The sequence below is a fragment of the Micromonospora okii genome, assembly GCF_020884795.1.
Lineage (GTDB): Bacteria > Actinomycetota > Actinomycetes > Mycobacteriales > Micromonosporaceae > Micromonospora > Micromonospora okii.
Genome location: NZ_BBZF01000013.1, coordinates 574,556 through 586,507, shown reverse-complemented (window position 1 = coordinate 586,507; position 11,952 = coordinate 574,556). Strand labels below are relative to the sequence as shown.

The 11,952-nt window shown below is 72.6% G+C and carries 12 protein-coding genes; 11 read left to right on the top strand and 1 reads right to left on the bottom strand.

From position 1 onward, the window contains the following. Positions 1-55 precede the first annotated feature (55 nt). Together LPU43_RS05795 and LPU43_RS05790 are read left to right on the top strand one after the other, a co-directional pair. Positions 56-820 carry an ABC transporter ATP-binding protein gene (locus LPU43_RS05795; protein ID WP_229399170.1) on the top strand — a complete coding sequence of 255 codons (765 nt, stop codon included), beginning with the start codon at positions 56-58 and terminating at the stop codon, positions 818-820. Further along, a complete protein-coding gene (locus tag LPU43_RS05790) occupies positions 805-2,520 on the top strand; it encodes an ABC transporter permease (RefSeq protein WP_373321654.1) in 1,716 nt (571 codons plus the stop codon). Before LPU43_RS05795 ends, LPU43_RS05790 begins: the two co-directional genes overlap by 16 nt. A gap of 25 nt (positions 2,521-2,545) precedes the next feature. Here LPU43_RS05790 and LPU43_RS05785 read toward each other — a convergent pair whose 3' ends face one another. Next, positions 2,546-2,842 (bottom strand): hypothetical protein, encoded by a 297-nt coding sequence (locus LPU43_RS05785; RefSeq protein WP_229399169.1) that lies wholly within the window; start codon positions 2,840-2,842, stop codon positions 2,546-2,548. Between the two features lie 173 nt (positions 2,843-3,015). On the opposite strand from LPU43_RS05785, the gene LPU43_RS05780 reads away from it, so the two are divergent. The 9 genes from LPU43_RS05780 to LPU43_RS05740 all read left to right on the top strand — a co-directional run bounded on the left by LPU43_RS05780 (position 3,016) and on the right by LPU43_RS05740 (position 11,948). Continuing rightward, entirely contained in the window at positions 3,016-3,510 is a 495-nt protein-coding gene (locus LPU43_RS05780; protein ID WP_229399168.1) for an SRPBCC family protein, read from the top strand. An 82-nt stretch (positions 3,511-3,592) separates the two neighbouring features. Then, the gene (locus tag LPU43_RS05775) at positions 3,593-4,123 is read left to right on the top strand and encodes a flavin reductase family protein (protein WP_229399167.1); all 531 of its coding nucleotides are present in this window, start codon (positions 3,593-3,595) and stop codon (positions 4,121-4,123) included. Positions 4,124-4,459: 336 nt separating this feature from the next. After that, positions 4,460-4,855, top strand: coding sequence for a DUF485 domain-containing protein (locus LPU43_RS05770; protein ID WP_229399166.1), 396 nt, complete (start codon positions 4,460-4,462; stop codon positions 4,853-4,855). Continuing rightward, positions 4,833-6,506, top strand: a complete 1,674-nt coding sequence (locus tag LPU43_RS05765) for a monocarboxylic acid transporter (RefSeq protein ID WP_229399165.1) — start codon at positions 4,833-4,835, stop codon at positions 6,504-6,506. Before LPU43_RS05770 ends, LPU43_RS05765 begins: the two co-directional genes overlap by 23 nt. Before the next feature lie 110 nt (positions 6,507-6,616). Further along, entirely contained in the window at positions 6,617-7,594 is a 978-nt protein-coding gene (locus LPU43_RS05760; RefSeq protein WP_229399164.1) for an NAD-dependent epimerase/dehydratase family protein, read from the top strand. Positions 7,595-7,671: 77 nt separating this feature from the next. Beyond that, complete coding sequence (locus tag LPU43_RS05755; protein ID WP_229399163.1) at positions 7,672-8,895, top strand: LCP family protein; 1,224 nt, start codon at positions 7,672-7,674, stop codon at positions 8,893-8,895. A 221-nt stretch (positions 8,896-9,116) separates the two neighbouring features. Further along, a complete protein-coding gene (locus tag LPU43_RS05750) occupies positions 9,117-10,322 on the top strand; it encodes an LCP family protein (protein ID WP_229399162.1) in 1,206 nt (401 codons plus the stop codon). Between the two features lie 181 nt (positions 10,323-10,503). Next, positions 10,504-11,469 carry an LCP family protein gene (locus LPU43_RS05745; RefSeq protein ID WP_229399161.1) on the top strand — a complete coding sequence of 322 codons (966 nt, stop codon included), beginning with the start codon at positions 10,504-10,506 and terminating at the stop codon, positions 11,467-11,469. A 143-nt stretch (positions 11,470-11,612) separates the two neighbouring features. Further along, positions 11,613-11,948, top strand: coding sequence for a rhodanese-like domain-containing protein (locus LPU43_RS05740; protein WP_229399338.1), 336 nt, complete (start codon positions 11,613-11,615; stop codon positions 11,946-11,948). Positions 11,949-11,952: the final 4 nt, after the last annotated feature.

Here is an 11,952-nt window from a genome sequence, read left to right as displayed (position 1 = left end):
GGCGGTCGTCCCGTGGCGGGAGCGGTCCCCGGCTGCGGGCGGATACGGTCGCAACATGACTCATGAGCAGCCCGCGCTCGCGCTGCGTGGCCTCGCCAAGCGGTTCGACGGCAAGGTGGCGGTCGCCGGCGTCGACCTCGACGTCCCGGCCGGCTCCTTCTACGGGCTGCTCGGCCCCAACGGCGCCGGCAAGACCACCACCCTGTCCATGGCGGTCGGGCTGCTCCGCCCCGACGCGGGTGGGGCGTGGGTGCTCGGGCACGACGTGTGGGCCGACCCGGTGCGCGCGAAGCAGCTCCTCGGCGTCATGCCCGACGGCGTGCGGCTGTTCGACCGGCTCAACGGCGCGGAGCTGCTGGCGTACCACGGTCTGCTGCGCGGCATGGACCCGGCGGTGGTCGACCAGCGGGCGGCGGAGCTGCTCGACGTGCTCGCCCTCGGCGACGCCGGCCGGACCCTGGTGGTGGACTACTCCGCCGGCATGAAGAAGAAGATCGGCCTGGCCTGCGCCCTGCTGCACGGCCCCCGGCTGCTGGTGCTCGACGAGCCGTTCGAGGCGGTCGACCCGGTGTCGGCGGCGCTGATCCGCGACATCCTGCACCGGTACGTCGTCGGCGGCGGCACGGTGGTCTTCTCCAGCCACGTCATGGAGGTCGTGGAGCGGCTCTGCTCGCACGTGGCGATCCTCGCCGACGGGACGATCAAGCGGGTCGGCACCCTGACCGAGGTGCGCGGGGAGCGCTCGCTGGAGGACGTCTTCGTCGAGGTCGTCGGCGGGCGCACCGCCACGGGCGAGGAGCTGGCGTGGCTGTCCCGGTGACCGCGCCCGAGGTCCCCGCGTCCCCGACCACAGACGCCGACCGGGTCCGGCCGGTCTCCGCCCGGCACTTCGTGAAGCTGAAGCTGCGGGTGATGGGGAACAACTTCCGCGGCCAGGGCTGGCGGATCGCGATGTTCGTCGGCGGGGTGATCGCCGGGCTGTGGTTCGCCGTGCTGGGGTTCTTCCTGCTCGCGGCCCCCGGGCTGGCGGGCGAGCCCACGTACGCGCTGATGGTCTCCGCGTTCGGCGGGGGCCTGCTCGTGCTCGGCTGGCTGCTGCTGCCGCTGGTCTTCTTCGGCGTGGACGAGACGCTCGACCCGGCCCGGTTCGCGCTGCTGCCGCTGTCCCGCCGCACCCTGGTCACCGGGCTGTTCGCCGCCGCGCTGGTCAGCGTCCCGGCGGTGGCCGCGCTGGTCGCGACGGGCGGGCTGGTGCTCACCGCCGGTGCGCTCGGCGGCCCGGCGGCGGCGCTGGTCGCGGCCGTCGGGGTGGTCGCCGGGATGCTGGTCTGCGTGGCGGCCAGTCGGGCGATGACCAGCGCGTTCGCCACCATGCTGCGGTCCCGGCGGGTACGCGACCTGGCGGCCGTGCTGCTCGCGGTGGCCGCCGCGCTGTTCGGCCCGCTACAGATCGCGGTCATGGCCGCCCTCCAGGACGCCGACTGGACCCGGCTGACCGGGGTGGCCCGGGTCGTCGGCTGGACGCCGTTCGGCGCGCCGTGGACCATGGGCGTGGACGTGGCCGAGGGGCGGGCCTGGGCCGTACCGGTGAAGTTGCTGGTCACGGCGGCGACCATCGGCGCGCTGCTGTGGTGGTGGTCCCGCTCCCTGGAGTCGGCGATGGTCGGCGCGGCCAGCTCCGGCCCGGCCAAGCAGCGTGGCGGCCCGGTCGGCGGCGCGGTCACGCAGCTCTTCCCCGGGGCGCTGGGCTGGGCCCGACGGGGCCGGTTCGGCGCGCTGATGGCCCGCGAGTGCCGCTACTGGTGGCGGGACGCCCGGCGGCGGGCCAACCTCATCACGATCGCGGTGATCGGTCTCTTCGTGCCGTTGATGGTCAACGTGGGCGGGACGAACCTCCCGTCCGACAGCGGGCTGGACCTGTCCACCGTCGGCTCGTCCCCGGTGCTGGTCAGCGTCTCGCTGGTCTTCGTCGGGGTGCTCGCCTCGATCACCCTGGCCAACCAGTTCGGCTTCGACGGCAGCGCGTACGCGGCGAACGTGGTCGCCGGGGTGCCGGGGCGGCTGGAGCTGCGCGCTCGGATGGCCGCGTTCTCCGTGTACGTGGTGCCGATGCTGGCCGTCGTCGCGATCGTGCTGGGCGTCGTGCTGGGCCGGCCGGCCTGGCTGGGGGTGATGGCCGGCGCCCTGCTCGCCTCGTACGGGGCGGGGCTGGCGATCAACGCGTTCGTCTCGGTGCTCGGGGCGTACTCGCTGCCGGAGACGAGCAACCCGTTCGCGATGAACACGGGGGCCGGGGTCGCGAAGGGCTTCCTCACCCTGCTGTCGATGATCGCCTCGGCGGTCGCCGCCCTGCCGATGGTGATCGCGGCGGCGCTGCTCGGCGACGCGTGGCTCTGGCTGGCGCTGCCGTTCGGCCTCGCGTACGGGCTCGGGGCGGCGCTGCTCGGCGCGTACCTGGCGGGGGACGTGCTCGACCGGCGGACCCCGGAGCTGCTGACGGCCGTCACGCCGCGTCGCTGAGGGGTCTCACCTCCTCTCGCGGCCGTCAGCCCGCGCCGCCGACGGGGCGACCGGGCGGGCTGCTCGCCGGGCGGCGGCGCAGGAACGCGTAGAGCAGTTGACCGCTGCCGCCCGGGGTGACGTTGACCAGGTCCCAGCCGTAGTACGAGAGGTACTCGACGGCCTCCAGGAGCTCGGTGACGCCGCTGCCGGTGAAGCGCGGGCGGCCGACGATCGCCAGGTGGTGGTAGGGGTAGCCGCGGAAGTCCACCTCGTTGCGGAGCACCGCGTCGGCGGGGACGAGACGGGTCTGCGCGAGCTGCTGCGGCGTCACGGGGGACATACCGGCACGATAGGAGGCGCGCGCATCCCCGCCGGCCGCCGCCCGGCGGAGTTGGCGGGCACCGCCCGGCGGAGGTTGGCGGGCACCGCCCGGCGGACGTTGGTGGGCACCGCCCGGCGGAGGTTGACGGCCGCCGCCCGGCGGAGGTTGGCGGGCGGCGGCACACTGGGGCGGTGCCCGTCGTCGAAGCGGTGATCACCGTTCCTGTGCCCCCCGAGCTGGCCTTCGCCGTCTCGCAGACCGTCGCGCCAGTGCGCTACCGCTGGGACCCGTTCGTCCGCGAGCAGCACTTCACCGACGGCGCGACCCGCGCGGGCAAGGGGGTGCGGACCTTCACCCGGTCGCGGCACGGCCTGGCCATGATCAGCGAGTACGTCTCCTTCGCGCCGCCCAGCCACGTCGGGATGAAGATGGTGCGGGGCCCGTGGTTCTTCGAGATGTTCGCGGGCGGCTGGCGGTTCGCGCCCGGCAAGGAGCCGGAAACGACCGTCGCCACCTGGCGGTACCACTTCCGCTGCCGGCCGACCTTCCTCCGCCCGGTCGCCGACCGGATCGGGACGTGGCTGCTGGGCCGCGACATCCGCCGCCGGATCGCCGGGTACGCCGCCGGCTGCGCCGACCCCGAGGTCCTGGCCGCCGCCCGGCGCTCCCTCGCCGCTGACGCCTGAGCTACCGCTGCCCCCTCGCCCCGGCCCTCTCGCCGCCGACGCCTGAGCCGATCCCGGGCCGGACCCCGGCGGGGGCGGCACAATGTTTCACGTGAATCATCAGCCGGGCGTCGAGATCCACCGCACCGACCCGTTCGCCGTACCGTCCGGGCAGAAGTCCCCGGCCCGCCGCCTGCGCGGCCGGCTAGCCGCGCCGGTCACGCTCTGGACCGCGCCGGGGCCCGCCGGGCTGACGGTGTCCTCCACGCTGGTCGCCGAGGGCGAGCCGGACCGGCTGCTCGGGCTCGTCGACCCGGAGTCGGACCTGTGGGCGGCGGTCGAGGAGGCCGGGCGGTTCGCCGTCACGCCGCTGGGCCCGCCGCACCGGCAGCTCGCCGACCGGTTCGCCGGCCTCTTCCCGTCGCCGGGCGGCCTCTTCGCCACCGGCTCCTGGACGGACACCGGGTACGGCCCGGTCCCCGCCGACGCGGGCGGCTGGGCCGGCTGCCGCCTCGACTCCGCCCGCGAGTACGGCTGGGCGCTGCTCGTCGAGGCCACCATCGAGGCCGTCACCCTGACCGAGGAGACCGCGCCCCTGCTGCACTACCGGGGCCGGTACCACGAGCTGGGCTGAGCGGCCGGCGCGCAGCGAGCCGGGACGGCCGGCGCACGGATGGGTTCGAGACGATGCCGCACGGTAGGCGCGGGACGATGCCGCACGGTAGGCGCGGGACGATGCCGCACGGTAGGCGCGGGACGATGCCGCGCGGTAGGCCGGGACGGCCGCCGCGCGTCCACCAGGGGCTTCCGGGCGGCGGCCGGTCACCGGAGTGACCTGGGTCACTCGGCGCAGGCAGGCGACCGTTCGGCGCAGTGGATGACCGAGGTCGATGGATGCCTTCCCGGGCGGGGGGCGCGGTTCCTACCGTGCGCGAAACTCCCCCACGCCTGTGAAGGTGGTGATCCACAGATGTCCACGGACACACCCACGCCGGACACACCCCCGGCCGAGACGCCGACGCCGGCCGCGCCGACGACGGACCGGTACCTCGCCGTCCAGCGGTCGGACGAGTTCGCCGGGCTGCGCCGCGCGCTGCGCGGCTTCGTCTTCCCGATGACCGTCGCGTTCTTCCTCTGGTACGCGCTCTACGTGATCCTCTCCGCGTACGCGCGGGACTTCATGGGCACGAAGCTGTTCGGCAGCAACATCAACGTGGCCCTGGTCTTCGGGCTGCTCCAGTTCGTCTCGACGTTCCTCATCGCCTGGCTGTACTCGCGGTTCGCCGACCGGAGGCTCGACCCCGTCGCCGACCGGATCCGCGCCGAGATCGGGGAGGTGACCCATGAACACGGTCCTCGCGGCTGAGGCGGGCGGCGGCACCGCCCGCAACCTCACCATCACGCTGTTCCTGGTCTTCGTGGCGGTGACGCTGGCCATCACCGTCTGGGCCAGCCGGCAGACCAAGACCGCCACCGACTTCTACGCGGGCGGCCGGTCCTTCTCCGGCTTCCAGAACGGCATGGCGATCGGCGGCGACTACATGTCGGCGGCGTCGTTCCTCGGCATCGCCGGCATCATCGCGCTGTACGGCTACGACGGCTTCCTCTACTCGATCGGCTTCCTGGTCGCCTGGCTGGTGGCGCTGCTGCTCGTCGCCGAACTGCTGCGCAACTCGGGCCGGTACACGATGGCGGACGTGCTGGCGTTCCGGATGCGCCAGCGGCCCGTCCGCACGGCGGCGGCGGTCTCCACCATCACCGTGTCGATCTTCTACCTGCTGGCCCAGATGGTCGGCGCGGGCGCGCTGGTGGCGCTGCTGCTGGGCATCCGGCCGGGCACCACGTTCCTCGGCATGGACGCCGACACCGCGAAGGTCGCCACGATCATCATGGTCGGCGCCCTGATGATCGTCTACGTCACCGTGGGCGGCATGAAGGGCACCACGTACGTCCAGATCGTCAAGGCGTTCCTGCTGATGTCCGGCGCGTTGGTGATGACCCTGCTGGTGCTCGCCAAGTACAACTTCAACCTGTCGGAGCTGCTCGGCGACGCCGCCGCCTCCTCCGGCAAGGGCGACGCCTTCCTCGAACCGGGCCTGCGGTACGGCGTGGAGGTGGCCGGGAACGCCACCCAGACCTTCTACAACAAGGTCGACCTGCTCTCCCTCGGCATCGCGCTGGTGCTCGGCACGGCCGGCCTGCCGCACATCCTGATCCGCTTCTACACCGTGCCGACCGCCAAGGCGGCCCGCAAGAGCGTGCTCTGGGCGATCGGCATCATCGGCGCGTTCTACCTGCTCACCCTCGCCCTGGGCTTCGGCGCGGCGGCACTGGTGGGCAGCAAGGACATCGTGGCCCAGGACAAGGCCGGGAACACGGCCGCGCCGCAGCTCGCCGAGGCCCTCGGCATCGAGTTCCTCGGCGGCGACCTCGGCGGGGCGACCCTGCTGGCGATCATCGCGGCCGTCGCGTTCGCCACCATCCTGGCCGTGGTCGCCGGGCTCACGCTGGCCTCGTCGTCCAGCCTGGCGCACGATTTCTACGCCAACGTCATCAAGAACGGCCAGGCGTCGGAGCGCCAGGAGGTCCGGGTGGCCCGGGTGTCGGCCCTCGTCATCGGCGCGGTCTCGATCGCCCTGTCGATCTACGCGCAGAGCCTGAACGTGGCCTTCCTCGTGGCGCTCGCCTTCGCGGTGGCCGCCTCGGGGAACCTGCCGGCGATTCTCTACAGCCTGTTCTGGAAGCGGTTCAACACCTCCGGCGCGGTCTGGGCGATCTACGGCGGGCTGCTCTCGGCCGTGCTGCTGGTCTTCTTCTCGCCGGTGGTCTCCGGCGCGCCGACCTCGATGTTCCCGGACCACGACTGGCAGTGGTTCCCGCTGTCCAACCCGGGCATCCTCTCCATCCCGTTCGGGTTCCTGTGCGGGTGGATCGGCACGGTCATCTCCAAGGAGCACGACGAGGAGAAGTACGCCGAGCTGGAGGTGCGCGCGCTCACCGGCGCCGGCGCGCACTGAGCCGGGCCGCCCGGCCCGCCCTGCCTCACGCGGGCCAACTGTTTGGAAGGGCCCCCTGTACAACGTTTTGCGTTAACAGGGGGCCCTTCCTTACACGTTAGGCTGGCGGCATGAAGGTTGCTCCGCGCTTCGGTCCCGGTCACCGCGTCCTCGTCACCGGCGGCGCCGGCTTCGTCCCGTCGCACCTGGTGGACGCCCTCGTCGCCCGTGGCTGCACGGTGGTGGCGCTGGACAACTTCGTCACCGGCTCGAAGGACAACGTCGCCCACCTGCTGGAGAAGCCCACCTTCACGCTGGTCGAGGCGGACATCTCGGACGGGCTGCCGACCCATCACCCGGCCCTGGCCGAGCGGTTCGACGCGATCCTGCACATGGCCTCCCCGGCCAGCCCCACCGACTTCGCCACGCTGCCCGTGGAGATCCTCCGGGTCGGGTCGGTGGCCACCCTGCACCTGCTGGACCGCGCGGTCGCCGACGGGGCGCGCTTCCTGATGGCGTCGACCTCCGAGGCGTACGGGGACCCGAAGGAGCACCCGCAGCGCGAGACGTACTGGGGCAACGTCAACCCGATCGGCGTGCGCAGCGTCTACGACGAGGCGAAGCGGTTCTCCGAGGCGGCCACCATGGCGTACCACCGGTACCGGGGGCTGGACGCCGCGATCGTGCGGATCTTCAACACGTACGGCCCGCGGATGCGGCCGGACGACGGCCGGGCCATCCCGACGTTCATCTCCCAGGCGCTGCGCGGGGAGCCGATCACCGTGCACGGCACGGGGAACCAGACCCGCTCGATCTGCTACGTCGCGGACCTGGTGCGCGGCATCCTGCTGCTGCTCGACTCGACCGAGACCGGCCCGGTCAACTGCGGCACCGAGCACGAGCTGACGATGCGGCAACTCGCCGAGTTGATCGTGTCACTCTCCGAAAGCACGTCACAGGTGACGTACGTCACCCGGGCCGCCGACGACCCGGAGATGCGCCGCCCGGACCTCACGCTGGCCCGTGAGCTGCTGGGATACGAGCCCTCCGTCGCGCCCGAAGAGGGCCTGCGGCGCACGATCGAGCACTTCCGCGAGCGGCTAGGGTAGCTCGGCCACGCGCCACGACCCCCGGGCCGACCTGCGGTTCCGGGCGACCCTCGACGGGGCTACGTACCCTCGGGTACATGTCAGCGACCACTCCCGCCGGTGTCCCGCACCCGTACCTGGGTCGCATTTCCGGACGCGCCTCGGCCCCCGGGCCCGACCGGGGCGGCCCGGGGCGCGCCCGCGTGCCCGGCGCCCAGCGGCGTCCCTCGGACGACCCCCGCCCGGCCGGCGGCTTCGACGACCCGGGCGGCCCCGGCGGCCCGGCCGGCCCCGGCAGGCGGGCGGGCGGGGGCGGTCCGCGCCCGCGCTGGGGCCGCATCGCGACGGTGGCCGGCGTGGCGGTGCTGGTGCTCGCGCTGCTCGGCGGGGCCGGGGCGTGGTTCTACACCCGAAGCCTCAACGAAGACCTGGCCCGCACGGACCCGTTCTCGGAGCTGACGGGCGGTCGCCCGGCCAAGGCGGTCGACGGGGCGCTGAACATCCTGCTGGTCGGCAGCGACTCGCGGGACCCGGACGCCCCGGTCGACCAGCAGAGCGAGTGGCGCGCGGACACGATCATCGTCATGCACATCCCGGCCGACCACAAGTCCGCCTACCTGGTCTCCATCCCCCGCGACCTGTACGTGCCGATCCCCGAGAGCGCCCAGGCCGAGTGCGGCACGGGCCAGCGCGGGAAGATCAACGGCGCGTTCGCGTTCGGCGGCCTGCCGCTGGCGGTGAAGACGGTGGAGTGCTTCACCGACGTGCGCCTCGACCACGTGATGGCGATCGACTTCGCCGGCTTCAAGCAGGTCACCGACGCCCTCGGCGGGGTCGACCTGAAGGTGGAGCGCACGGTCACCTCGATCCACAAGCCGTACCGGAAGTTCACCAAGGGCACCATGCACATGAACGGGACCGAGGCGCTGGACTGGATCCGGCAGCGCAAGCAGTTCCCCGACGGCGACTTCGCCCGGATGCGCCACCAGCAGGAGTTCCTGAAGGCGCTGATGGACAAGGCGGCCAGCACCGGCACCCTGGCAAACCCGGGGAAGCTGAACGCCTTCCTGAAGTCGGTCACCGACGCGGTCACCGTGGACGAGGGCTTCTCGCTGGTCGACATGGCGGTGCAGTTCCGCAGCCTGCGCGGGGAGAACCTGATCTTCGTCACCAGCCCGAACAGCGGCAGCGCCACGATCGACGGTGAGTCGGTGGTCGTCTCCGACCGGGAGCGGGCGCTGGGCATGTACCAGGCCATGACCAAGGACACGATGGCCGAATGGGTGAAGGCCAACCCGCCGACGACAGGTAACGGAAGCTGATTCCCGGCGGTCGTTACTTCGACGCGCGTCGACAACGGTCGGCGGAAGCCCGACGTCAATCGCGGAACTTCCGCCGACCGGTCGCCTCCGAATGGCCCGTTCGGACAATTCCCACCGATGCACCCCTGAACGAACCACAAATAGCCGTGCGACGAACTCGCCTTTAAGGATTGCGGTACGTACAGTGGTCCCGCCCCCCGATCGAGCGAGCTGGAGCACGCATGCCGGTTCACACCAGCCGTCGCCCTCCGTCGCTGGAACCCGTCGGCGCGGCCGCACGGGTTTCGTCGGTCGTTCCGGCGCAGCCCCGCAGTGGCGGCAGGCGGCGCCCCACCGACGGCCCGGCGAAGAAGCGCAAGCGCCGTAAGGACCCCCTCTGGGCCCGCCTCACCGTGGGCTTCGGCGTGCTGCTGATGGTGACCAGTGGGGTCGCCATCGTGGGCAGCAAGGCGGTCATCAGCCAGGCGACCGGAAGCATCTCCCAGCGCAACCTGCTCGGCGACGCCGGCAAGTCCAATGCCGAGGGCGGCGCGAACCTGGACGGCCCGATCGACATGCTGCTGCTCGGCGTGGACGCCCGCGAGCGCTGGGCCGCCGACGACGTCCGGGCGGACAGCATCATCGTGCTGCACATCCCCGCCTCGCACGACCAGGCGTACCTGATCTCCATCCCGCGTGACACGCAGACGCAGATCCCGGGTTACGGCGTCGAGAAGATCAACGCCGCCTTCCAGCACGGCGCCAGGAACGGCGGCGGCTGGGAGGGCGGCGCGCAGCTCATGGCGAAGACGATCAAGCAGATGACCGGGATCAGCTTCGACGGCGCGGGGATCATCAACTTCGGCGGCTTCAAGAAGGTCATCGACACCCTCGGCAGCGTGCGGATCTGCGTGGCCCAGGAGGTCAAGTCGATCCACATGTCGTACGTCGACGGCAAGCCGATGTGGAACGCCGACGCCAAGAAGACCGGCAAGCCGATGACCCCGGTGCTGCACAAGAAGGGTTGCCGGGAGATGGAGGGCTGGGCGGCGCTGGACTACTCCCGGCAGCGCAAGGGCCTGACCGGCGGCGACTACGACCGGCAGCAGAACCAGCAGCAGCTCATCAAGGCGATGGCGAAGAAGGCGACCGAGGACGGCACGCTGACCAACCCGGTGAAGCTCAACGCGCTGATGAAGGCGGCCGGCAAGGCGCTCGTGCTGGACACCGGCGGCGTCCCGATGATCGACCTCATCTTCACCATGCGCGGCGTCACCGGCAACGACCTGACGACGCTGCGCACCAACGGCGGGAAGTTCAACCCCACGGCCGACGGCACGAACGAGACGCTGAGCCCGCAGAGCATGGAGATGTTCCGGGCGGTCAAGGAGGACAAGCTCGCCGAGTTCGTGTACGCGAACCCGGGCGTGCTCTCGACCCGCAAGTAGCGCGGCCCCGGCTCCGCCGCCCCGCGTAGCGCGAAAGCCGCCCGCCCGCACCGACGCCCCCGTAGCCTGACGTGAGGAACTTTCACGTTCGGCCACGGGGGGCGTCACGGTCAGGCCAGGGGGAACCGGACGAGGACGGCGCGGGCCGGCCCGCCGGCGCGTACCCCGGTGGAGCCGGGTCATGCTCGGGGTCGGCCTCGCCCTCGCGCTGCTGGCCGCCGTCGCGGTGGTCGGCCTCAAGACCCTGACCCACCGGTACGACCGCACGGTGGCCCGGGGGGAGCTGCTCGACCCGAGCGCCCGGCGGGACCGGACCGACCTCGACGCCGCGCTCAACTACCTGCTGATCGGCTCGGACCGCCGGGCCGGCAGCACCGCCGAGGACCAGCGCTCGGACACGATCCTCGTGGTGCACGTGCCGGCCGACGCGCGGCAGGCGTACCTGATCTCCGTGCCGCGCGACCTGCTCGTGGCCATCCCGCCCGCGCCGAACGGCTACGGCGGCGGCAGCGACAAGATCAATGCCGCGTACGACCACGGCGGCGGCGGCGAGGCCGGCGTCCGGCTGCTCTCGGCCACCCTCGCCCGGCTCACCGGCCTGCGCTTCGACGGGGCCGCGCTGATCGACTTCCCCGGGTTGCGGCAGGTCGTCGACCTGCTCGGCGGGGTCCGGATGTGCGTCGACACCGAGGTGCGCTCGATCCACACCGGCACCCTCTTCACCCCCGGCTGCCAGCGGATGGACGGCGCGCGGGCGCTGGACTACGTACGCCAGCGGTACGACCTGCCGGGCGGCGACTACGACCGCCAGCGCCACCAGCAGCAGCTCCTGCGGGCGATGCTGGACCGGGCCGCCGAGACGGACCTGCGGCGCGACCCGGCGCGGCTCGACCGGCTGATCCGGGCGGTCGGCGCGTCGCTGACCGTGGACACCAACGGGGTGCCCCTGGAGGATCTGCTCCTCACCCTCCGGGACCTGCCCCCGAACGCGCTGACCGGCGTGCAGCTCCCCTCCCGCCCGCAGACCATCGACGAGGTCTCGTACGTGGTGCTGGAGAACGGCGGGAACGGGCTCTTCGACGCGCTCCGGGCCGCCCGCGTGCCCGGCTGGGCCCGGGCCAACCCGGCCTGGATCACCCGGCTCTGACGGCACCGGCCGGTCCCGCCGGTGGATTCGGCGGGTGGCGCGGCCAGCCCCGCCGGTCGCGGCGGCCCTTCGCGCGCCGGACCGGCCGCCGATCCCGCACGTCGCGCGCCGGCCCGCCGGGCGAGGATCTAGGCTTGGTGACCGTGTTCGGACCCCAGGTTCCCACCGTGCCCGTGACCGAGATCACCGACGACACCTACCTCCTCGACGTCCGCGAGGACGACGAGTGGGCCGCCGGCCACGCCCCCGGCGCCCATCATCTGCCGATGTCGGAGCTGCCCGGCCGGCTGGCCGAGGTGCCCACCGACCGGGACGTGGCGGTCGTCTGCCGCTCCGGCGGCCGGTCCGCGCAGGTGGTGGCGTACCTGATGAACAACGGCTGGGACCAGGTCCGCAACGCCGACGGCGGGATGCACCAGTGGGTTGCCGTCGGGCGGCCCGTGGTCGCCGAGGACGGGCAGCCCGGCCGGGTCCTCTAGGAGC

Bases quoted from the DNA above. Each gene is read 5' to 3' on its own strand.
- LPU43_RS05775 (WP_229399167.1), top strand. From the start codon at position 3,593: ATGTTTCACGTGAATCATCAGCCGGGCGTCGAGATCCACCGCACCGAC.
- LPU43_RS05745 (WP_229399161.1), top strand. From the start codon at position 10,504: ATGCTCGGGGTCGGCCTCGCCCTCGCGCTGCTGGCCGCCGTCGCGGTG.
- LPU43_RS05770 (WP_229399166.1), top strand. From the start codon at position 4,460: ATGTCCACGGACACACCCACGCCGGACACACCCCCGGCCGAGACGCCG.
- LPU43_RS05785 (WP_229399169.1), bottom strand. From the start codon at position 2,842: ATGTCCCCCGTGACGCCGCAGCAGCTCGCGCAGACCCGTCTCGTCCCC.
- LPU43_RS05795 (WP_229399170.1), top strand. From the start codon at position 56: ATGACTCATGAGCAGCCCGCGCTCGCGCTGCGTGGCCTCGCCAAGCGG.
- LPU43_RS05755 (WP_229399163.1), top strand. From the start codon at position 7,672: ATGTCAGCGACCACTCCCGCCGGTGTCCCGCACCCGTACCTGGGTCGC.
- LPU43_RS05750 (WP_229399162.1), top strand. From the start codon at position 9,117: ATGCCGGTTCACACCAGCCGTCGCCCTCCGTCGCTGGAACCCGTCGGC.
- LPU43_RS05760 (WP_229399164.1), top strand. From the start codon at position 6,617: ATGAAGGTTGCTCCGCGCTTCGGTCCCGGTCACCGCGTCCTCGTCACC.
- LPU43_RS05765 (WP_229399165.1), top strand. From the start codon at position 4,833: ATGAACACGGTCCTCGCGGCTGAGGCGGGCGGCGGCACCGCCCGCAAC.